Source organism: Parasalinivibrio latis (assembly GCF_036825535.1).
GTDB classification, from domain to species: domain Bacteria; phylum Pseudomonadota; class Gammaproteobacteria; order Enterobacterales; family Vibrionaceae; genus Parasalinivibrio; species Parasalinivibrio latis.
The window spans coordinates 1,269,761-1,290,741 of the sequence record NZ_CP098813.1 but is presented as its reverse complement, the minus strand read 5'-3'; the positions used below and the strand labels follow the sequence as shown (position 1 = coordinate 1,290,741).

The 20,981-nt window shown below is 48.8% G+C and carries 21 protein-coding genes; 8 read left to right on the top strand and 13 right to left on the bottom strand.

The annotated features are described in order from the left end of the window. Positions 1-2: 2 nt before the first annotated feature. The 12 genes from NF212_RS22920 to NF212_RS22865 form a co-directional block, all read right to left on the bottom strand. Complete coding sequence (locus NF212_RS22920; protein ID WP_434361243.1) at positions 3-563, bottom strand: DJ-1/PfpI family protein; 561 nt, start codon at positions 561-563, stop codon at positions 3-5. A gap of 211 nt (positions 564-774) precedes the next feature. After that, the gene (locus NF212_RS22915) at positions 775-1,368 is read right to left on the bottom strand and encodes a hypothetical protein (RefSeq protein WP_434361242.1); all 594 of its coding nucleotides are present in this window, start codon (positions 1,366-1,368) and stop codon (positions 775-777) included. 325 nt (positions 1,369-1,693) lie between these two features. Beyond that, positions 1,694-2,860 carry a M20 aminoacylase family protein gene (locus NF212_RS22910; protein WP_434361241.1) on the bottom strand — a complete coding sequence of 389 codons (1,167 nt, stop codon included), beginning with the start codon at positions 2,858-2,860 and terminating at the stop codon, positions 1,694-1,696. 83 nt (positions 2,861-2,943) lie between these two features. Continuing rightward, entirely contained in the window at positions 2,944-4,866 is a 1,923-nt protein-coding gene (locus NF212_RS22905) for a monovalent cation:proton antiporter-2 (CPA2) family protein (RefSeq protein WP_434361240.1), read from the bottom strand. Beyond that, on the bottom strand, positions 4,863-5,489 hold the full coding sequence (locus tag NF212_RS22900; protein WP_434361239.1) for an NAD(P)H-dependent oxidoreductase: 627 nt from the start codon (positions 5,487-5,489) through the stop codon (positions 4,863-4,865). Before NF212_RS22900 ends, NF212_RS22905 begins: the two co-directional genes overlap by 4 nt. A gap of 121 nt (positions 5,490-5,610) precedes the next feature. Then, a complete protein-coding gene (locus tag NF212_RS22895; protein WP_434361238.1) occupies positions 5,611-6,762 on the bottom strand; it encodes a nickel-dependent hydrogenase large subunit in 1,152 nt (383 codons plus the stop codon). Beyond that, positions 6,762-7,352 carry a [NiFe]-hydrogenase assembly chaperone HybE gene (hybE, locus tag NF212_RS22890; RefSeq protein WP_434361237.1) on the bottom strand — a complete coding sequence of 197 codons (591 nt, stop codon included), beginning with the start codon at positions 7,350-7,352 and terminating at the stop codon, positions 6,762-6,764. Before hybE ends, NF212_RS22895 begins: the two co-directional genes overlap by 1 nt. Before the next feature lie 41 nt (positions 7,353-7,393). Further along, complete coding sequence (locus NF212_RS22885) at positions 7,394-7,612, bottom strand: rubredoxin (RefSeq protein ID WP_434361236.1); 219 nt, start codon at positions 7,610-7,612, stop codon at positions 7,394-7,396. Beyond that, positions 7,609-8,508, bottom strand: coding sequence for a hydrogenase expression/formation protein (locus NF212_RS22880; RefSeq protein WP_434361235.1), 900 nt, complete (start codon positions 8,506-8,508; stop codon positions 7,609-7,611). Before NF212_RS22880 ends, NF212_RS22885 begins: the two co-directional genes overlap by 4 nt. 2 nt (positions 8,509-8,510) lie before the next feature. Next, the gene (locus NF212_RS22875) at positions 8,511-8,939 is read right to left on the bottom strand and encodes a hypothetical protein (RefSeq protein ID WP_434361234.1); all 429 of its coding nucleotides are present in this window, start codon (positions 8,937-8,939) and stop codon (positions 8,511-8,513) included. 2 nt (positions 8,940-8,941) lie between these two features. Beyond that, positions 8,942-9,271: a HypC/HybG/HupF family hydrogenase formation chaperone gene (hypC, locus tag NF212_RS22870; RefSeq protein WP_434361233.1), complete on the bottom strand. Its 330-nt coding sequence runs from the start codon at positions 9,269-9,271 to the stop codon at positions 8,942-8,944. Beyond that, on the bottom strand, positions 9,272-9,985 hold the full coding sequence (locus NF212_RS22865) for a HyaD/HybD family hydrogenase maturation endopeptidase (protein WP_434361232.1): 714 nt from the start codon (positions 9,983-9,985) through the stop codon (positions 9,272-9,274). It abuts the gene before it with no gap. A gap of 478 nt (positions 9,986-10,463) precedes the next feature. Here NF212_RS22865 and NF212_RS22860 point away from each other — a divergent pair, with 478 nt between their 5' ends. The 8 genes from NF212_RS22860 to NF212_RS22825 all read left to right on the top strand — a co-directional run bounded on the left by NF212_RS22860 (position 10,464) and on the right by NF212_RS22825 (position 18,873). After that, positions 10,464-11,567, top strand: coding sequence for a hydrogenase small subunit (locus NF212_RS22860; protein ID WP_434361231.1), 1,104 nt, complete (start codon positions 10,464-10,466; stop codon positions 11,565-11,567). Beyond that, complete coding sequence (locus NF212_RS22855) at positions 11,564-13,378, top strand: nickel-dependent hydrogenase large subunit (protein WP_434361230.1); 1,815 nt, start codon at positions 11,564-11,566, stop codon at positions 13,376-13,378. The genes NF212_RS22860 and NF212_RS22855 overlap by 4 nt, the downstream gene beginning before the upstream one ends. A gap of 10 nt (positions 13,379-13,388) precedes the next feature. Then, positions 13,389-14,108: a Ni/Fe-hydrogenase, b-type cytochrome subunit gene (gene cybH / locus NF212_RS22850; protein ID WP_434361229.1), complete on the top strand. Its 720-nt coding sequence runs from the start codon at positions 13,389-13,391 to the stop codon at positions 14,106-14,108. 144 nt (positions 14,109-14,252) lie between these two features. After that, positions 14,253-14,825, top strand: coding sequence for a nucleoside triphosphate pyrophosphohydrolase family protein (locus tag NF212_RS22845; RefSeq protein WP_434361228.1), 573 nt, complete (start codon positions 14,253-14,255; stop codon positions 14,823-14,825). A gap of 165 nt (positions 14,826-14,990) precedes the next feature. Beyond that, on the top strand, positions 14,991-16,544 hold the full coding sequence (locus NF212_RS22840; RefSeq protein ID WP_434361227.1) for a sensor domain-containing diguanylate cyclase: 1,554 nt from the start codon (positions 14,991-14,993) through the stop codon (positions 16,542-16,544). 100 nt (positions 16,545-16,644) lie between these two features. Beyond that, positions 16,645-17,574, top strand: coding sequence for an AraC family transcriptional regulator (locus NF212_RS22835; protein ID WP_434361226.1), 930 nt, complete (start codon positions 16,645-16,647; stop codon positions 17,572-17,574). Between the two features lie 117 nt (positions 17,575-17,691). After that, positions 17,692-17,952 (top strand): DUF2960 family protein, encoded by a 261-nt coding sequence (locus NF212_RS22830; protein WP_434361225.1) that lies wholly within the window; start codon positions 17,692-17,694, stop codon positions 17,950-17,952. A gap of 339 nt (positions 17,953-18,291) precedes the next feature. Then, the gene (locus NF212_RS22825) at positions 18,292-18,873 is read left to right on the top strand and encodes a PEP-CTERM sorting domain-containing protein (RefSeq protein ID WP_434361224.1); all 582 of its coding nucleotides are present in this window, start codon (positions 18,292-18,294) and stop codon (positions 18,871-18,873) included. A gap of 115 nt (positions 18,874-18,988) precedes the next feature. Here NF212_RS22825 and NF212_RS22820 read toward each other — a convergent pair whose 3' ends face one another. After that, entirely contained in the window at positions 18,989-20,899 is a 1,911-nt protein-coding gene (locus NF212_RS22820) for a methyl-accepting chemotaxis protein (RefSeq protein ID WP_434361223.1), read from the bottom strand. Positions 20,900-20,981: the final 82 nt, after the last annotated feature.

Below are 20,981 nucleotides of genomic sequence, written 5' to 3'. Positions count from 1 at the left end.
ATTTAGTTCAACAATGCATTAAACTGTGCCAGCCAATCCGGGTGGGCTGGCCACGCCGGAGCGGTGACAAAAATGCCATCGGTTACAGCTCCGTCGATAGCAATATCAGCGTATGTCCCACCAGCCGCTTCCACTTCTGGTGCACAGGCCGGGTAAGCAGAAATCGTTTTGCCTTCGATAACCCCGGCAGCCGTCAGGATCTGCGCTCCATGACAAATCGCTGCAACGGGCTTGCCAGCTGCCACAAAAGCTTTTACCAGATCGGTCACTGCCGGGTTCAGACGAAGATATTCCGGGGCTCTGCCACCGGGAATAAGCAGAGCATCGTAATCAGGTTCTGCTGCATCCGCGAATGTCGCATTCAGTGTAAAGTTATGGCCGGGTTTCTCGGTGTAAGTCTGGTCGCCCTCAAAATCATGAATGGCAGTTCTCACAAAATCCCCTGCGTCCTTGTCCGGACAAACTGCATCCACGCTGTGTCCCATAGCCTGCAAAGCCTGGAACGGCACCATGATTTCGTAATCTTCAACGAAATCACCCGCTACAATCAGTACCTTTGCCATCTTTCTCCTCCATGTAATAGGTGTGTAAGGTGGGTGCGAGTCGCAAAGCATTCCTAACCATAGCAACATCGAACAGGAAGCAGGTGGTGCAGTAATACCACAAATTAAAAAAACGACCTCAAATATGAATTTTTCAAGATCGTTTTATGAAACCAAAAGATGAATTTATACAGTCAGAATTCACTCTTTAAAAGTACAACAAAATCATATGTCAGTTATATTTCGTCGGATTTTCACCAGGTAAAGAGAAGTTGTCATTGTGCAAAAACTCAGCTTCAGCAATTTTTTTATCCGACTCTTCTTTAGACATGATGTTTTGTTCTGTCAACCACTTAAATTTCTGAATTTCATTAGAGAGCTCATTTTCAGGGTTTACTTCACCGTACCATTGGAGAAGTTGAGTTTTTCTTCTTTTGTTAATCTCTTCAACAATAATCTCATGAGATTTATCTTGCATAATTAAAACACTACCATTTTCAAAACGAAAAACTGAGTATTTTATCTTTGAGAAATGAGCCCAAGCTACACAAACTACACCTACAAATAGCCAAAAGCCTTTTCCTGACAGCGGGTCTCCTGCATACAGAGCATAAGCAATCTGAAAAATCCCTAGGGCCATCCATAGAAAACCCACGTTGCGAAGCCAATCATTTTGCTCAATCTGGACGGATGATTTTTGAGGAAAGTCAGCATAATTAAAGTCTAAATCCCCAGAGCCCGATTTTTCTTTATATGCAAAGTTAAAATAATCATCATGAAAGGTAAATGTTAGCTTGGTACTCTTTTTCTTTTGTATGAGCTCCATTTCATACTCCGGTATAAACTATATTTGATATTTATATAGCATACCTTGAGAGTTGCCTTTTTTGAATTCAAATCTCTGGCAAATACAATTATGTGACTGTAATCTCATTGCAATAAAGTTGTCATAAAAAGCCATTAAACCACATCAAATTCGCCAATCAATTATTTACCCAACCTCTAACCCAGAATAACCGAATGAACCCCAAAGCTAACTAATAAATAAATCTTGGACATTCAAAAATGTAATGCCACTATGATTCATAGTGGCTTATAAAATAAGGGTCCAAAAACTGACCCAGCTCTTAGTAACAATCTAGCTATTAACTTTACCCATGCATCGCCAACTCAATCCAATAGTTAGCGCCGGTCACCAGGTTGTCATCATTGAAATCATAGTGTGGGTTGTGAAGTGACGGGCTTTGTTCCCCGTTCCCAATCCAGACGTAGGCACCGGGGTGTTCGAGAATGAAATATGCAAAGTCTTCCGCGCCCATACTGGGTGGGAGGTCGACGGTTACCGCTGCTTCCCCGGCAATGCGTTTCGCAGCCCGGATACAGGTTTCGGCATTGTCTGCGTGGTTGATAGTCGGCGGGAAACCCGGTGTGTAATCAAGAACCACTTCTACACCAAACATAGCCTCAATACCTGAGCAGACCTGCTTCATTCGTTTGATGACTTTCTCCCTGACTTCGCGGGAAAACGTCCGTACAGTACCAGACATCTTGACAGAATCCGGGATGATGTTATCACTATCACCACCGTGGATTTGAGTAACACTGACAACCGCTTGTTCAAGTGGGCTGACATTACGTGCAACAATGGTCTGGAAACCGGAAACCAGCTGCGCTGATGCCACAATAGGGTCATTGGCAAGGTTAGGAATGCCACCGTGCCCACCCCGGCCCTTCACTTCAAGGTTGAACGTGTCCATCGCAGCCATCACCGGGCCATGGTGTATCCCGAAGTGCCCCTGCGGCAAACCCGGCCAGTTGTGCATTCCGTAGGTGGCTTCTATCGGGAAACGGCCAAAAAAGTCTTCCTCTTCCACCATCACACGGGCGCCGCCTTTCCCCTCTTCGGCGGGCTGGAAAATAAAGTACAGGGTACCTTCAAATGCCTCACGGTTTTCGCTGAGCCAGCAAACTGCTGTCAACAACATGCTGGTATGGCCGTCATGGCCACAGGCATGCATCTTCCCTTCGTGGCGGGAAACATGTTCAAAATTATTCAGTTCACACAGGGGTAAGGCATCCATGTCTGCGCGCAGTCCGATATGTCGGCTGTCCGGGTTGCGCCCTTTAAGCACCGCGACGATACCGGTAACCGCCTGGCCACGGTGGATCGCATCAAGGTTGAGTGTTTCCAGCACCTCGGCAACTTTGTCGGCAGTACGAAACTCTTTGAAAGCGAGCTCTGGGTGAGCGTGGATATCACGGCGGAACTGGCGCATATGCGCGACTAGATCGGATTCATGGGTCAGGTACTGGTTCATCTAAAAATCCATTTAACAACAAGGGGTACGATATGTACCCCTTGTATTATCACGCGTTGTTGAACTTGGAAAGTCCCTTATGCCTAATCACTTTCAGTTATTTGCTCTGCATAGCCCTTAGGTGGTGGCGTCCATCCACGTTCCTCCGTGTTATGCCCGTCCATCCGGTCTTTTTGCATAGCGTCAGTAATGGCATCTTCCAGCTGCAAGAACAATTCACGGTATGTAGCATTAAACCGGTTTTCCTCCGTCGCTTCCTTCCAGGTTTGATAAAGGGTTTCTTTGCTGGCGTGCTCCATTTGTATAAATGCTTTGCGTTGCTGTTCCGCCTTGAACGGGTGCATACCCATCTCTTTGAGCGCCTCTGTACCCATTCGCAGGGCGGAGTGGAAGGTTTCACTGATGACCATATCCGCTCCGGCAAGACGCAATGCATACAGATGGCCCCGGTCAAATGCACGGGCCAGTATTTTTACCCGAGGGTGGGTCTGTTTCACGTATTCCACCAGCTCAACCGCCCGCTCGCGATCATCAATCGCTACGACCAATAGCTGGGCTTCGTCAATCCCGGCGGTGTGCAAAAGGTCAGGACGAGTAGCATCCCCGAAAAAGCTTTTGATTTTAATCTGCCGCATCAGGTCAACCTGCCCGGCCTGATGGTCAAGCACTACCGTATTAAAACCGTTGGAGACCAGCAGACGGTTTACCACCTGACCGAAACGGCCAATACCGGCAATAATGATCGTCCCTTTCTCGTCTATCTCATCCGGCTGTCTTGCATTTTCATCCCGCTCAAAACGGGGTAACACCACTTTGTCGAACAGGATAAACAGGCCGGGTGTCAGGAACATTGAAAGCGCAACCACCAGGGACAGAACCTGGGACAAACCTGCTGGCAAGACGTGGTTTTGCACCGAAAAGCTCAACAGGACAAAACCGAATTCCCCAGCCTGCGCCAAAGAGAGAGCAAACAGCCAACGGTCACTTCCCCGAACCTTGAAAATGAACGAAAGAATAAACAACACCGCAGCTTTAAGCAGCATCAGCCCCAAAGTGATACCGATAACAACAAAGAAGTTGTCTATCAGCACTGAAAAGTCGATTCCTGCACCGACGGTAATAAAGAACAGACCCAACAGCAGCCCTTTGAACGGCTCGATATTGGATTCCAGTTCATGCCGGAATTCGCTGTTAGCCAGTACCACACCTGCGAGGAATGTCCCCAGAGCCGGGGAGAGGCCAATCAGGCTCATTAACGCTGCGATACCGATCACCAGCATCAAGGCCGTTGCGGTGAATATCTCGCGAAGGCCGGATTCCGCCACAAAACGGAATAAAGGCCTGCTAAGGTAGTGCCCGCCGACAACCAGGCCGACGATGGCAACAACAATGACGATGGCATATCCCCACCCCGGCAACCCGGCGACAAGGCTCATCTCCTCATGGTGTTCTGCTGCTTCTGTTGCAAGTGCCTGGGCCTTTTCAACCAAATCCGGCATTGCCATTAATGGGATAAGCGCCAGCATGGGAATAACGGCAATATCCTGGAACAACAACACAGAAAATGCCGTCCGGCCACCGTCTGTTTTTGCCAGCCCTTTCTCTGCAAAGGTCTGGAGTACAATGGCGGTAGAAGAAAGCGCAAAAATAAGGCCGATAGTCAGTGCAAAGCTCCAGGGCTGACCGAAAGCCATCGCAATTGCCGTGACAGCGACCGTAGTCAGGCCCACTTGCAAACCACCCAAACCAAGCAGGCGGTTCCTCATATCCCAAAGCATCTTTGGATTGAGTTCCAAGCCCACCAGGAACAACATCATTACCACACCAAACTCGGCAAAATGCTGTATGGTTGATGTTTCTTGACCAACCAGACCAACAACCGGCCCAATAACCACCCCGGCAATGAGGTAACCAAGCACAGACCCCAATCCAAGGCGCTTGGCAATTGGCACTGCAATTACCGCGGCACAGAGATAGATAAATGCCTGCAGGAAATAAAGCGTCATGACATTTCCCCCCCGATCAGCTCTGGCAGTTTTTCATTAAGTTTTGGCAATTCCGCTGCGGTTTTCGTATCAAATGTCCCTAATACCAACGACTCCAGAAGCCGAACCCAGTTGTCGATGTGTTCGAGGTGGCGTGATTCTTCAACAGCAGTCCGGGCACCAAAAAGTGCATAGGGAGGCAGGTATTCCATCCCGGTCAGGGTAGCCATCTGTTCAAGGGGGCGAAGCAGTTCACGGATTGGAAAGTGGTTGTAACCTTCATGCCGGTAAGCCTTTTCACCGCCTCCGGCCGTCAGGGCACATAGAAAGGTTTTTCCATGGAGCATCGTCCCATTTGACCCATAGGCAAAACCGTATTCAAGAACCAGATCCTGCCATTCCTTCAGGATGGCAGGAGTGGAATACCAATATAGGGGGAATTGGAAAATGATCACGTCGTGTTCCTGAAGACGCTTTTGCTCCCTGTCGATATCAATTTGGAACGTAGGATATTCGCCGTACAGATCAACTGCGGTTACGCCTTCCAATGATTGGGCGGCTTTAAAAAGTGGCAGGTTGATTTCAGAACGGGACTGGGAGGGATGCGCAAAAAGGACCAAAATTTTATTTTTATTTTCCGGCATATAAAACCTTCACTGCACCAGTTATGAATATTGTCATACCATGCTACCAGTGATGATTCTCTTTGCCGATATTTTCCTTATCAATAGTCTCACAACCAAGACAACAACAGCCAAAACAAATTCAACCGGTTACATGCACCTGAAATGCAACACAAGGGTCGATGGCCAATACCAGTGCCCGGACTTTACGTTCAATTTCCGGGTCATTAAAAGGCAGCGCCCTGACCATCTGTGCAAGGCATCCCCGTGGGTGAAAATTCCACTCGGTTGGCGCCAGTATCTGGTAATTAACCACTGTGTCACGTTTTAACTCAAGCCTGTGTAATAAACAGCCACGGGCAGACTCCACAGTACACAGTGCACTCCCATCCGGCTGGCGCTCAGTAGAAGATAACCCATAAGGAAAATCCAAGTTCATTTCCCTGTCATCAAACGTGCAAAACAACCAGTCCAGAAGCATCCGGGTTTCCAGCAGCGGGGCCAGCCACCGGCCGTATAGCCCGGTACCGTGGATCCTGCACCAAGCCTTGAAGGCAGGATCCTTCAACATTCGAGGGAGGGAACCCGTCTCACGTGGCTGGCCATCCCATTCAGGCGCAGCAATAAACCCATTCGCATCATCACTGGCAAGCTTCGCTGACAACGCCGAAAAAGACAGCCCATCAAGGGGGCTTTCATTGCCATCCCCCAGCCTGTCCCATTTGTTAACAATCAAGTGAGTAAATTCAGGATGGTGATCCCCAGGACGTTTAGCAAGGAGATACCTTGTCTCACCGAGTGATTCTTCTGCCAGGGCGTAAAATGTCAGAAAGTCCGGTTTCAGGCGCTCCAGGCCGATGACGGCACCCGCAGCAGGTTCAGACATCAGGCAGTACCCTGGGTTAATACCTTGAATTAATGAATTCGCTGCGCTGTTAAGAGCGGAAAAGCGTGAAATGTCAGCTTCCAGCCCGGTCAGTTCCCGCCAATGTACCAGTTTTCGCCAAAGATGCTCGCGTATGGTTTCTATGGCTACCAGAATTTCCCTCTGTAGCCGCGCCTCACTGTCAGAGCCGGTCCCAAGCGCAGTTTCCGTTACGGTAACCGCAGCCACCCCTTGTGCCAGTGCGCACAGGGAATAAAGCCGGGGAACCAGTGAAAGGGCAGTACGGCATGTTTTATTGCGAAACAGGTTTGCAGTGTGAACCGGACGGGTAGAAACCGTTGACAGTACACAGCGCCCGTCATTCCCCCTTGAAACATGAAAAAGCAGATGCCCTGCATACTCTGGCATCAGGTGTTTTCCTTGCCTGCGGGAGCGAAACGCCGGAACAGTTCGCGGCGGCTTAAAGGTTCCGGCTCAGCTTCCGGTGCTTTTTCATGGATATCCGGCAAAGGTTGCTCACTCAACAAGGCGAAACGGAGTGCGTCTTCATCCACCTCATCACTGGATTCACTTTCAAGGAGAAGTGCGGAAATTTCCCCGGCTACGTTTTGTGCTTCCTGATGGGAGGAAAATTCAAACATCGGGGAAAAGAGGCTGCAGGTCCAGTAACTTCCCAATACGTCATCGTATGCGGACAGGCACTCCAAGGGGCCGGAGGGTAAAAGCAGCCGTTGCACTGAACCGGTACTGCCATACTGCACATTTTCATAAGGGAAATAGATAACCGACATAAACCAAGGGGTAATCAGGATTCCGACATTCCCCTCGGTAAGAGACTGTCCAAAACAAAACTCAACTTCTATTGCCTGATTGAGCACAGGGACACCGGCCATACGGGTTGCGGCTATTTCACTGAAGCGGGACTCTACATCCCGTTTTAAGGAGAGCAGTGTCTCTTTGCCCCTCTTAGAGGCAACTTTGGACGGAGTAGTCTGCACGGAGAAACCTTCCTTTGTTTCATCCTGTCTGTCGCGCTTTACTATTTTTGCCGAAGCAGGACAAACCCGGATTTGGGGTTATCACATTCGGGACAACACCAGACATCCGGCAACGCACTGAATGGTGTACCAGGCTGAATCTGCCAGTACTCATCACCTTGGGCCGGGTCATACAAGTACCAGCAAATCTTGCATTCCATACAATCGCTGTCACTTATTTCATCATTTTCAACATGATAGCCGGATTCAAATACCCTCATCGGTATATCCTTAATATCTCCTCCAGCCGGTCAGCGCTGTCAGCAATATCCTCCGGTGCTGCCAGGGCGACCGGCGGGACTTCACAAATTTCAATGGTGTTAAGGATCAACTTATCTTCCGAATTGAAGTACTTAATCCACCACACGTCCCGCAGGCGCGTACTGCCAATACGGCAGTTTCCATAACCCCGGGAGAGGATATTGACAGGGCCGGTTCCAAGGTGGTGACCAATAAGCTGTAACTCCAGATCGCTAAGGGGAAGCAGGGTCAGGTTAATCACATAAGGATCACCTGACACAGGTTGGGGTTCCCGGCTTTTTTGCTCAATTTCCACCAGAATCGGAGCGACATTTCCCATCCCGGTGCTTTCCTGTTCTATTACAATAGCGTTACCCGCGTCGTTACTGTTTCGCAAATCTCGGACAAACTGAGGAATTGGCCCGGTTTCCAGGTAGTCGGTCAAAATTTTGTCGGAGGTGTCTCGGACCTGCACACGCCATACCCCGGCGAGCACCGATTCTTGCACCATGGTGTGTAAAAGCCCTTCCCTGGTAATACTCACTTCCCCCTCGCCCAGTATCTGGTTGAGGAATGTGATGTCTGAATCAGAAAGTGCGTTGAGAGAAAATTTCCCGTTAGGGCTGTCAGCATTCCACTGCACCAGGGCGGTTTTCACCCTTTCGAGGAGATCAAGTACCCTGGGACTCTCTGGTTGCTCTTCTGGTTCGGGAAGAATTGGCGCGTTGTAGGTTTCCATCCCCCCACTTGGCATATCAAGCAGCCGTATGTCTCCATCAGAATCCAACGCCTGTGACAATGTGCGGCCAGTTATATCCACTACATCAATGTGTTGTACACCGTCGTTAAACCCTGTAGTGCCCGCGTTGTTTTTCATCCTTATTCTCCTTGAGAAACCGGGATCCGGTTAAGTGCATCTTCCACGCTTGCCCCATCGGGTTCAGTACCCAGGATCCTGTTAATCTCTTCCTGGTAGACCGCCCAATCCTGAATCCGGGCAATGGTTCCAACTCCCTTGCCCGATTTCACAAACACCAGTGACGGCCACTGGCGTACCTGATAGATAGGCGAAAGCACGTCTTCAAGCTCCCTACTGACAACAGCGGCAGAAAACCGGTTCCCGAAGGCAGCAACCAGCTCTGGCAGTACCACCGCCACATCCAGTGTTTCGGGGTAACGGTCAGCATTTTCAGTAAAAAACAAAACAGCAACCGGGTTGGATTCAAGGAATGTCCGGTAGTTGTCCTCATTCAGGATTGGGTATTCGTATTCCCTGTTCAGGCGCTCAATCAGGGGATGATTGGCCATATTCAACTCTCCTTGCCCTGTTGATCTGAAACCATTGCTGAAAGATGCGGCGGTAGGTTGTTTTGTGCACATCCATCCAGATCGGAAAAGTAACCGGTAAGCTGGGTTTCCCCATCCATCGCTGCAGCAACCGCACAGAGGGCATCGTTAATAAGGGCTGCTTCGTCTTCGCTGATTACACTCCGCGCTGCGCCCAGGAAAACCATCAGCCAGGTGCCAGGAGGCTGGTATCCAACCAACCGGCAATCGACAGTCTCTACTATCCCATCATGGCTGCATCTCGCCTCATGTTCAGAGCATTCCATTACCTTCATTGGTGTACCGATACACATTCAGTCCTGCCTCCTTTTGTCCAGGGAAACTGAAAATGCATCAGAGGAAGCTATGACCTGCTTGGGGTCAAAGCTTGCGTCCGGGTTGAGTAATACCCTTTCATCTCCAACACGGCAGGCTGTATTTTCATCCGGCCTTTCCGATTCATAGCGCGAGATATCAAGCTCCGCAGCTGTAAGGGCATCGAATGAGGAAACAGAAGCCGCCCGAGGGGCAACAGAAACACCAAAACGGTTAAGGTATTCGATCACCGCATCCCCGGCAGGGTCAAGCCTCGCTTTGACTTCTTCTGTCAGGCTGCCGCCGTAGTCTTCCATATTCACAGGCTGAACCCCGGCCAGCATGATATGTTGCGGTGCATGCCCCAGCATTTCAGCCAATGCCAGCACTTCCTGAAACCCAGTTTGGTGGAGGCTCACTTTCTTCGCCCCCAGGTAACTGGGTACATCTTTATCAAAATGAAGGGTCATGGTGCCGCCGGAAAGCCCAAAGTCCACTGCATCCAGCACGACCAGTACGTCCGCCTCCTGGACATGTTGGATTAAGTACACTCCCTGGCACCCTCCGTCCATCAGCTTTACGTTATCCGGAAACTCGAAACGCTGTTGCAGGCGCTCAACTGCACGGACACCAAAACCTTCATCTGCCCACAGCAGGTTCCCTATGCCAAGAATCAAGATGTTAGGCACTGTGCTGTTTAACTGGTCAGTCATTTACCACTCCCTGCGTCAACCCGGTTACTGACTTGTCGTTTTTTTCCATCCATTTATTGGTAAATCAGCAAACTTAATGCCAAGGTGCTGATTTCTACTGAAACACCGCCAGAACCTCTGGATTCAGACTTGCCGAGCCTTTTTACATACTTTTCACATCATCACAAAAAAGTGGTTACCACTCTTCCACTCCCACCCTCCAACCGGTAAATACCCTTCCAGAAACCCCGCGAGCAAACGGGCAAAATTTAACCAGCTAGAAACATAAATATCCGCCGCCTGTTTTTTCCGCAGGCGATCCCGTATCCCTTTTCCATCGCCAGATCGCGGCAGATTAGAAAATCCGTATACACAGATTATCCGCTTGGTATTTCGCAACATTTACATGATTTGGCACGCCTCTTGCGCTTTTAAGGAGAACAACAGCAGGCTCATCATGATGCCGACTGCGAATACACTGGAAAGTAAGGAAAAGAGAATGACGGAAACATTCTATGAAGTGATGCGACGCCAGGGGATCACCCGGCGCAGCTTCCTGAAGTACTGCAGCCTTACCGCATCGGCGCTGGGACTTGGCCCGGCTTTCGCACCTCAAATTGCCCATGCGATGGAAACCAAACCCCGAATTCCTATTTTGTGGTTACACGGCCTGGAATGCACCTGTTGCTCAGAGTCTTTCATTCGCTCCGCACATCCACTGGCAAAGGATGTCGTGCTGTCTATGGTCTCTCTGGACTATGACGACACACTGATGGCAGCAGCCGGGCACCAGGCGGAAGCCATCATTGATGAAGTGATAGAGAAATACAAAGGCAATTACATTGTGGCGGTGGAGGGTAACCCACCGCTCAACGAAGACGGCATGTACTGCATCATTGGGGGCAAACCATTCCTTGACCAACTGAACAAGGCAACCCGGAATTGCAAAGCCATTATCTCGTGGGGCTCATGCGCCTCGTACGGCTGTGTGCAGGCAGCCGCCCCTAACCCGACACAGGCAACACCGGTTCATAAAGTCATTAAAGACAAACCCATTATCAAAGTGCCGGGCTGCCCACCGATTGCTGAGGTTATGACCGCTGTTATCACCTATATGCTGACATTCGACCGCATCCCGGAACTGGATCGCCAGGGTCGCCCAAAAATGTTCTACAGCCAGCGCATCCATGACAAGTGCTATCGCCGGCCTCACTTCGACGCTGGGCAATTTGTTGAAACCTGGGACGATGAAAGTGCCCGCAAGGGTTACTGCCTCTACAAAATGGGCTGCAAAGGACCAACAACCTACAATGCCTGCTCAACCGTTCGATGGAACGACGGGGTTTCCTTCCCAATCCAGGCCGGTCACGGCTGCATCGGCTGTTCCGAAGACGGGTTCTGGGATAAAGGTTCCTGGTATGCCCGCCTTACTGACATCAAGCAATTCGGTGTGGAAAGTAATGCCGATAAGGTCGGAGGAACCGCTGCGGCTATTGTCGGAGCTGCCACCGCTGCCCATATGGCAGCCAGCGTGGTAAAACGCATCCGGAACGGCAACGGGAGCAAGGAGAATCAGTCACAAAACGGGGGAGATAACGCATGACCGTCATTAACACACCCAATGGGTTTAAGCTGGATAACTCAGGGAAGCGTGTCGTTGTCGACCCGGTCACCCGTATTGAAGGGCACATGCGCTGCGAGGTTAACGTAGACGAAAACAACGTTATACAGAATGCAGTGTCTACCGGCACAATGTGGCGCGGACTGGAAGTGATCCTTAAAGGCAGGGATCCCCGGGATGCCTGGGCGTTTGTTGAACGTATCTGCGGAGTCTGCACCGGTTGCCATGCCCTTACCTCTGTCCGGGCTGTGGAAGATGCACTGGGGATTCAAATCCCGCCCAATGCCCACCTCATCCGGGAAATGATGGCGAAAACCCTGCAGGTCCACGACCATGTCGTCCACTTCTACCATCTCCATGCACTGGACTGGGTCAACCCTATCAATGCGTTGAAAGCGGATCCCAAAGCCACATCCACACTGCAACAGACGGTTTCACCTTCACACCCCAAATCCAGCCCCGGCTATTTCCGCGATGTGCAGACCCGTATCCGCCGTTTTGTCGAGTCCGGCCAACTGGGACCGTTTAAAAACGGTTACTGGGATAACCCCGCTTACAAACTGCCACCGGAAGCCGACCTCATGGCTGTCGCTCACTACCTGGAAGCACTGGATCTGCAGAAAGAGTTTGTGAAAGTTCACACGGTATTCGGCGGTAAAAACCCGCACCCGAACTATCTGGTAGGCGGCGTCCCCTGCGCCATCAATATGGATGGTGATCTTGCAGCCGGTGCGCCACTGAATATGGAGCGCCTGAACTTTGTAAAAGCCCGCATTGATGAAATGGTCGCCTTTAACAAGAATGTCTACATCCCAGATGTCATCGCCATTGCCAGTTTCTACAAAAACCAACTCTGGGGCGGCGGCCTCGGCGGCCTGAGTGTCATGGACTACGGCGCATATCCAAAGGTCAATTACGACAAATCCACTGACCAGCTGCCGGGCGGCGTTATCCTTAACGGGAACTGGGATGAAATCCACCCCATTGACCCAAGGGATCCTGAGCAGGTACAGGAATTCGTTTCCCATTCCTGGTACAGCTACCCGGATGAAAGCCAAGGCCTGCACCCATGGGATGGGATCACCGAACCCAATTACGAGCTTGGAGCCCGGACTAAAGGCACCAAAACCAATATTGAAGAACTGGATGAATCCGCCAAGTATTCCTGGATTAAGGCACCACGCTGGCGTGGCCATGCCGTGGAAGTGGGGCCACTTTCCCGCTACACCCTCGCCTACGCCCAGAATGTTGATTATGTGGTTGAGCAGGTTAACCGCAGCCTCGCGGCATTTAACCAACTGGCCGGCACCAACCTGGACGCCAAAACCGCCCTCAATTCCACCATTGGCCGAACACTTGCACGAGCGCTGGAATCCGAGTATTGCGGCGACATGATGGTTGATGACTGGAATGCGCTCATCGGCAACATCAAGGCCGGGGATACAGCCACAGCCAATATGGACAAATGGGATCCTTCCACCTGGCCGAAAGAGGCCAAAGGTGTAGGAACCGTTGCGGCTCCCCGTGGCGGTCTGGGTCATTGGATCAAAATCAAGGATGGCAGGATCGAGAACTACCAGTGCGTCGTCCCTACTACATGGAACGGTTCACCACGGGATCCTGCCGGAAACATCGGAGCCTTTGAGGCAAGCCTGTTGAATACCCCGGTCGAACGCGCCGATGAACCGGTTGAAATACTGCGCACCCTGCACAGCTTCGACCCTTGCCTCGCCTGCTCGACCCACATAATGTCGCCGGACGGCCAGGAGTTGGCCAAAGTCAAAGTGCGCTAGGGAGGTTCCTATGACGGGTCACAGTAAACAAAGCAACCAACCGGCAGTGTATGTCTATGAAGCACCGCTGCGGATATGGCACTGGACCAATGCCCTGGCAATTACTGTCCTGGCGATTACCGGGTACTTTATCGGCAGCCCACTCCCCACTGTTACGGGAGAGCCGGTGGATACCTTTTGGATGGGCTACATCCGTTTTGCCCATTTCTCAGCCGGTTATATTCTCGCAGTCGGTTTTGTGTTCCGCATGTACTGGGCGATTGTTGGCAACGAGCATGCGCGCCAGCTGTTTCTGCCCCCCCTCAACGACAGGGAGTGGTGGCGTGGGGTCTGGCATGAAGTGAAATGGTACGCCTTTATGGAAAAGGAACCAAAGAAGTATGTCGGCCATAACCCACTGGCAATGCTGGTCATGCACTTCGTTTTTCTATGGGCGACAGTGTTTATGATTTTCACCGGATTCGCACTGTACGGCGAAGGAACAGGAATGGGGTCCTGGCAGTATGAAATGTTCAGTAGTTGGATGCTGCCTTTGTTTGGGCAAAGCCAGGACATACATACATGGCACCACCTGGGTATGTGGGTAATCATCTGCTTTATCATCATGCATGTGTATGTCGCGGTAAGGGAAGACATCATGTCGCGCCAGTCCCTCATCAGCACCATGGTCAGCGGCTGGAGGATGTTCAAAGATGACAGGCCGCCGGAAGAAGACAAACACACACCCTGACGCTGTAAGTGCAACAAACGCAACTCCATTTGCCGGGTAACACCCGGCTTTTTTTGTTCCGGTTTGAGCGCATTACGTTTTCCCTTTATGCTACCAGCCAATAAACCGGTTACAGAAATTAACGCCTTGAGGACTGCACAAGAGATGAACCTGACCCAACTCACCCCCAATCTCTACCAAAAGCTCTACAGCGACATCCATGAGTTTAGGGAAACCTTCGACCTCCCCGTTGAGGACCCGTCCTCCCTTGACGAAAGTACCGACCGCCTGCACACCTCCCTCGCTATTGAGGAGTTGACTGAGCTTGCAGAAGGACGAAGCAAGGAAGACGAAGCCGACGCAATCGTTGATACTGTTTATGTACTCATGGGAAGGGCTGTCCACCTGGGTGCCAAGAGTGCGCAGGCATGTTTGCCGGTTTCCTATCTTGTTGACTTGTTGCTGCATGTTGCATCAAACCGGGATATCGATTTTGTTGCCTGCTGGGACGAAATCCACAGCAGCAATATGAGCAAGGTCTGCCGCACTGAACAGGAATATTCGGATACCGAAAAATTCTACGCCTCAAAGGGAATGCCTGTTACCCAAACACGCAAAGGTGAATACCTGATAGTAAAATGTGCAGAGGATGCTGAACTTGAAGGAAAGCTAATCCGGAAGGGAAAAGTGCTTAAATCTGTCTACTACCGCCCTGCCGATCTATCCAATTTGGTCTGAGACATCCCATTAAAATTCCCATGGCTGTGGTCAAGCACGGCTATGGGGAATATCTCATTTCCTTTATTTATATATATATTCTCTGATATCAACCATAATTCTCATCTATGATTAAATAGTTGGATACTGCAATCCGGCCTTGGTTTCATCATAATGGATGTCTGAATGAAGCTAGCCAGTCTGACCCTGAGAACATTGTCCTTTGTATATTCTGCCTTTTTGGTGGGACTGTTCCTGCTGTGTTACCTCGTCTTCTACAACTTCCTCGTTCACAACCCTGAAATCGAATTAGCAAAAAAAATGCAAAAACAAGAAGTTGAACGGGTTGAAAACGTCTTTAAACTCTACTCTTCCCAAATGACAAGCACGGTGCTGGATTACGGTCATTGGGACAGCATGAAGCAGTTTGTCAAAGAACCTACCCAGGAATTCATTGAAGACAACCTGTCGGATTACACGTTTGAGTCCTTGGAATTGGATGCGTTTTTTATCTATAACGAAAAGTCAGAAGTGGTCTGGCACTACAACAAGGACTTGGAAACCGGTAAACCTCTTGATGTTTCCGACCTTCTGTCTAAAGACTTCAACTTTGAACAATATACGTCGCAACTTGATGATGAAGCCTTTGGTACGCTGACCTTAGCCAATAATACCTATCTCTATGCAATCGCTGGGATTTGTGACAGCAACGGCGAGGAATGCGGTAACAGTCACTTATTGACCTTACGCAAACTGCGGTTGTCTTTGGAAAAAGAAATCAATGGGTTAACGGGTCTGGAGGTTCGGCTCTTTGATGATGATCATGTGAACTTTCCCAAAATACATGAGCACGAAAACGTTACCCATCTCATACTGAAGAGTGTCGGGAACCAGCCAACATTAAATATCGAAATTACCCACAGCACTAAAATCCCGGAATTTTTGTGTCTGGAAGAATTAATGGGGCTCGTCATCATATGCATCGTTGTGTTTGCCCTTAACTTTGCACTTGTAGGGCTGATTATTGCGCCACTGCAAACAGCGACTTTTGAGCTGAGAAACTACATGCTTTCCGGCGACTCAACACCCTTCATGCGCAATTTCCGCTCCTTTGAACTCCAGTACTTTGCTCGTACCGTAAGAGACCTGATTGAAAACCTCCACAACCAGAAAAAGCAGCTGTTATATCTTTCAGAACATGACCCTCTCACAGGTCTGGGTAACAGGAGAAAGCTGGAGCAAGAACTAGAAAACATTCTTTATGGAAGCTCAGATTTGGGAATGGGTATTTTCCTGATAGATATTGATCACTTTAAGGCGTTTAACGACAACTATGGCCACACTAAAGGAGATAAAGTTCTCAGCTTGGTTGCAGAAACACTCGCGATCGTATCCCGGAAAAATGGGGGGTTTGCAGCCCGTTTTGGCGGCGAGGAGTTTTGCATTGTCGTTCCAGTCAAACCAGGGGACGATTTCGAACCCGGCCAATTTGCCAACCTGATATGCAAGCGGGTGGAACAGTGTCGTTATCCCCATATTTACTCAGCGACATCAGACGTTATAACTGTTTCAGTAGGAGGCCTCTATATCCCACGCATCGCCAGTTACCATAGGGATAAAAGCCTGATAAGCCTGTTTAATCTTGCAGATTTGGAGCTTTACCGAGCAAAAGACAGCGGACGAAATACGTTTAAGATCAGTGAGGGAGACGAAACGGTCAGCAACAAAGTAACTATCTGAATTAGCATCCGCTGCGCTCTAATGCTACAGAGCTAAAGAATTGGGGCAGGCTCACGATTCTGCAACCACTGAACAGGCGGCGGAAAAGAAATTTGGTTTAATGGTCCAAATTCCACACCTTAGCTTAGCCATGGTTGATTACCGTAAAAGACTTATCCCGGTTATCCGGTACCTCGAAAACAACTTCAATGAGCCCTCCAGGCTTGTCGATATCGCTACCCAAGCCAACCTGTCCCCGTATCATTTTCACCGCATCTTTAAAGCCGTAACTGGAGAAACCCTGGCAGACTACGTTCGGCGTCTTAGGCTTGAAAATGCAGCCGATGACCTGTTTAAAAAGCAGTGTTCGGTGACAGACGCAGCATTGACGTACGGGTTTTCAAGCTCTCAGGCACTTGCCAAAGCATTCCAACAACACTTCGGCCTTACACCTTCAGACTTTAAAAACTGCGAGGATTTAAGGGCGTTCGGTGAGATGCTGCGAAACAGCAAGATTGGACACACTCTCCGCAATTCTGGAAACGAAGCCGCTGATGTACTGCCGTATTCTGATCCTGACTCAACGATGGAGAGAATGGATATGGAAACAAAGCAGTTTGAACCGGGATTTCTGGCCTACATCCGCGTTACCGGCCCTTATGGGGAAAATTATGAACCGGCTATTCGCAAACTGTATCAGTGGGCTGGCGCAAAGGGACTGTCCGGCTTCCCAAGTATATTTGTTTATCATGACAACCCAGAACTGACACCGGCAGAGAAATGCAGGACGGATATTGGCATGCTCCTGCCAGAGCAGACTGAAACAACCGGAGAGGTGGAATTGACTGCCTTTCAGGGAGGAAGTTACGGAGTGCACCGAGGAAAAGCTTCGTGCCATGAAGACTATTCAAAGCATTGGGCACACCTTATCGGGGAGATCATAAAATCTGGCCTTGATACGGATGACCGCCCATGTTTTGAGCTGTACCACAGCTATGATCCTGAAACCCATGAATCAGATGTAACATTCTGTACAGCAGTTAAAGTCTAACGAATTGCGGATGTGCCATGAACAAGGTACATCCGCGGTAATTTCCCGCATAAGTTTGACTTGGCTATACGCATCACCGATACTCCCGCCGGTAAGTTCCCGCAAGAGACAGTATTTATGGCCCGCCAAATCGAATACGTTTATAAAGGCGTAACAAAAACCGTCCCATTTTCTTTTGGAAAATACCGGACCATCTATGAAGCAGCTGCTGCCGAGGAAGGAATAGACATCTCCAATTTCCTGAAAATGGAACAACAACTGGAAATGGTATCCGACGGAAAAGCCGTTAAAAATCATCGCGACAGCTATTTCAATAAACTGGGATTTGGCAAAATTTTCCTGGTTAAACAAGAAGCAAAATCAATCAAAGATAAATAATGTGTTTATTGGGGGCTTTCGCTCCCTTTTTGATTCCTGACATTTTTTCGCGTAAGACGTCTTCTGCAAAAAAACGTCAGGTCATCTTCGCTACATTAGAAATATCCTAATATACTGAAATTACAGAATAAATATTGTCGGCTTTTTTTACAACTGTTGAGTTAGCCGCGCAGAAATACGGCATAACTCATTGTTTGTTATAGATAATAAATACTGGCACCCAAGTTGCTTTGAAATGACTGCGACAGTATATAGATTCAGCCAATATGCACTGGATTTATTAATGAAGTCACACCCAGAATCCGAAATTTGTTGTGGTCAGCATTTGGGAATATATAAATGAAAATTTTGAAAATATTATTTACAGGGATATTTCTACTTGGTGCAGCCAGTGTCAATGCAACACTGATTGATGTTAAAACCATTATTGTCCAACACTCCGGAAACAGCGCGATCGCACCCAACCAACGTTGGCTCCAGGTATCCGAAGTTATCGCCACCCAAACAGGTACAGGTGCCGATCTGGCTCTTGCATCTGCCGGAGCGACGGCATCAGGCACTGGTAACTGGAATTCGTCATCCAACCCAAACAAGACAATTGATGGCATCACATACGCAGCATTTCCAGATATCTACCATGCGAATTCAACCAGCCTTTCTGAAGCTTTGACCATCACACTGGCGGTCCCGAGTTCATTGGATTTTATTTCGATATTCGGCCGGCAGGGCTGTTGTGAATTTCGTGATATTTACAACGTCACGGTACTAAATACGTCCGGGGATACTATCTTTCGTGCGACGAATTTGGATGCAAGTGGATCTTCTGGCGTAACTGTCGCCGTACCTGAGCCCGCAAGCATTGCTATTTTAGGTCTTGGATTGTTAGGTCTGGGTGTATCTCGCAGAACAATTAAACTCTAACATCATCTGGCCCATTAATTTCCCGATTTTCTCACATAAAAAACCCGCTTTGTAAGCGGGTTTTTATTTTGGTTATACCCAAACCACCTCAAGGTGATTTAGGTGTATCGATACATCAGATTCGGAAGATACCGATAATATTATTCAGTGCGTTTGCCTGCTGGCTCTGGGTTTCGGATTGTTCCGCAATACTTGCAAGTTGTGAAGTGTTTTCCTCAGAGTTCTTAGTCACCCTGACAACATTCTGGGTAATTTCTTCTGCAACAGCGGACTGTTCCGTCGCCGCCGCAGAAACCTGCTCATTGTAAGAAACAATGGTGTTAATCGCCTTGGCAATGTTGTAGTAAGCTTCACCAGATTGTTCAGACAACGTTTGAACCTCTTGGCTCCTGTCATTAGATTGAGAAATGACCGTCACCACATTCGCCGCGCCTCCCTGAATCGTCTCAACGATTTCAGTAATCTCCTCGACTGACTCCTGGGTCTTGCCCGCCAATGCACGAACCTCGTCTGCAACAACTGCGAATCCACGGCCAAGCTCACCCGCACGGGCAGCTTCAATGGCAGCGTTCAGTGCCAGAAGGTTTGTTTGCTCCGCAATTCCACGAATCACATTCAGAATATTGCCGATGTTTTCAGAATCATCTTTCAGCTTGTCAACAGCCGAAGAGGCTTCCGTCATCGCCAAGGAAAGCTTCTCAATAGCCGCAACAGACTGCTCCAGTACCCGCTCACCTTCCTGGGCGGCGTTTGCTGCAAGCTGGCTCTGCTCGGTTGCATCGTTGGCATTTTCAGAAATCGACATCGCACCGGTTGTCATTTCAGAAAGGGACTGGGCAATCGCAGAGGTGTCGTCCAACTGTTCCCGGACTGAATCGTTAGATTGCTGTATAGAGCTCTCCATTGTCTGGCAAGAGCCCGATATAGAAGAACTGGCCTGACGCAATTTTTCAACAATGTCACTCAGAGACTCAGCTGATTTATTCAACGCATTATTAAGGACAGTAAATTCGTCCTTGCCTTTAGTATCAATCCGCTTGGAGAGATCCCCTTCCGCAATGCTACTGGCAAAAACAATAGACTTGTTAAGGGGAGCCATGATGGTACGAACAATCCAAATGCTGACAAAAATACTGAATATAATTGAACCGACAATAACCATATAAGTTACGCGTTTCGCGTTGTCACTGACTGCCTGACCGTCTTCGGCATTTTGCTCATACAGCATCTCAATGTTGGTTGTCGTACTGAGCGCTGCAGATACAAGCTGACTTTCAATATTCTTAACGGTGACAACTTTCTTTGTGTTTTTTTCAACTGACGCTTTGTAACTGTTGTAAGAACTTTCAATGTTTTTAATTAATGCCGTGACCTCTTTCCCTCTTGAAATCATCTGCACACCTTTCAATTTAAGGTATGTTCTTCTCATTAACTTACTGATCTGATCACCTTTAGCAACACCTTGCGTACTTTTTGACTTTAGTACAGACACAAAGAGGTTAACCGATGCCTCATATAATGCAGAAGAAGAAACATAAAGAGACCGGTAAATCATACTGTCACTATTTTTATCATTAATATTGTTTGCAAAAGTGACCAGCTTTGCCGTGTTTTTAATCAGTTCCTCACCCTGTTTATTTTCAATTCTCAAATCTTCCTGAAGCTTGGAATTTTCCAATTTAAATAACGTAAACTGCTCATTGAAGCTTCTCAGGTTTTCTGCAACAGTATCGAGCAAAAATGCCTTGTCTTCATCATCTATACCTTCGCGGGCGATCTGCAACGCCTCTTCAGCTTCTAGCAAATACGCATTGACCTGCTCCACCGAATCTTCGCTTCCTTCCAGCATATATCGAAGTTGGTGAACGCGAGCTTCACCAATATCTTTATCGACCCTATTGAGTAGCGCGGTAGTTTCTATACGCCCATTTTGCCAATCCATCATCTGGTCTCCAAACAACCCGACAATAACAATGGCCACAGACATGAGTGCCAACGTGAAATACAATTTAAATTTAATGGTCATCGATAAATCCTTTTGTGGCAAACCCAAACCCGGTCTAAATATATGAAACTATATTCTTATTTTAATTATCTAAACCAATTGT

Coding starts and splice junctions, on each gene's coding strand:
- NF212_RS22920 (WP_434361243.1), bottom strand. CDS start 563: ATGGCAAAGGTACTGATTGTAGCGGGTGATTTCGTTGAAGATTACGAA.
- NF212_RS22915 (WP_434361242.1), bottom strand. CDS start 1,368: ATGGAGCTCATACAAAAGAAAAAGAGTACCAAGCTAACATTTACCTTT.
- NF212_RS22910 (WP_434361241.1), bottom strand. CDS start 2,860: ATGAACCAGTACCTGACCCATGAATCCGATCTAGTCGCGCATATGCGC.
- NF212_RS22905 (WP_434361240.1), bottom strand. CDS start 4,866: ATGACGCTTTATTTCCTGCAGGCATTTATCTATCTCTGTGCCGCGGTA.
- NF212_RS22900 (WP_434361239.1), bottom strand. CDS start 5,489: ATGCCGGAAAATAAAAATAAAATTTTGGTCCTTTTTGCGCATCCCTCC.
- NF212_RS22895 (WP_434361238.1), bottom strand. CDS start 6,762: ATGCCAGAGTATGCAGGGCATCTGCTTTTTCATGTTTCAAGGGGGAAT.
- NF212_RS22885 (WP_434361236.1), bottom strand. CDS start 7,612: ATGAGGGTATTTGAATCCGGCTATCATGTTGAAAATGATGAAATAAGT.
- NF212_RS22880 (WP_434361235.1), bottom strand. CDS start 8,508: ATGAAAAACAACGCGGGCACTACAGGGTTTAACGACGGTGTACAACAC.
- NF212_RS22875 (WP_434361234.1), bottom strand. CDS start 8,939: ATGGCCAATCATCCCCTGATTGAGCGCCTGAACAGGGAATACGAATAC.
- hypC (WP_434361233.1), bottom strand. CDS start 9,271: ATGTGTATCGGTACACCAATGAAGGTAATGGAATGCTCTGAACATGAG.
- NF212_RS22865 (WP_434361232.1), bottom strand. CDS start 9,985: ATGACTGACCAGTTAAACAGCACAGTGCCTAACATCTTGATTCTTGGC.
- NF212_RS22860 (WP_434361231.1), top strand. CDS start 10,464: ATGACGGAAACATTCTATGAAGTGATGCGACGCCAGGGGATCACCCGG.
- NF212_RS22855 (WP_434361230.1), top strand. CDS start 11,564: ATGACCGTCATTAACACACCCAATGGGTTTAAGCTGGATAACTCAGGG.
- cybH (WP_434361229.1), top strand. CDS start 13,389: ATGACGGGTCACAGTAAACAAAGCAACCAACCGGCAGTGTATGTCTAT.
- NF212_RS22845 (WP_434361228.1), top strand. CDS start 14,253: ATGAACCTGACCCAACTCACCCCCAATCTCTACCAAAAGCTCTACAGC.
- NF212_RS22840 (WP_434361227.1), top strand. CDS start 14,991: ATGAAGCTAGCCAGTCTGACCCTGAGAACATTGTCCTTTGTATATTCT.
- NF212_RS22835 (WP_434361226.1), top strand. CDS start 16,645: ATGGTCCAAATTCCACACCTTAGCTTAGCCATGGTTGATTACCGTAAA.
- NF212_RS22830 (WP_434361225.1), top strand. CDS start 17,692: ATGGCCCGCCAAATCGAATACGTTTATAAAGGCGTAACAAAAACCGTC.
- NF212_RS22825 (WP_434361224.1), top strand. CDS start 18,292: ATGAAAATTTTGAAAATATTATTTACAGGGATATTTCTACTTGGTGCA.
- NF212_RS22820 (WP_434361223.1), bottom strand. CDS start 20,899: ATGACCATTAAATTTAAATTGTATTTCACGTTGGCACTCATGTCTGTG.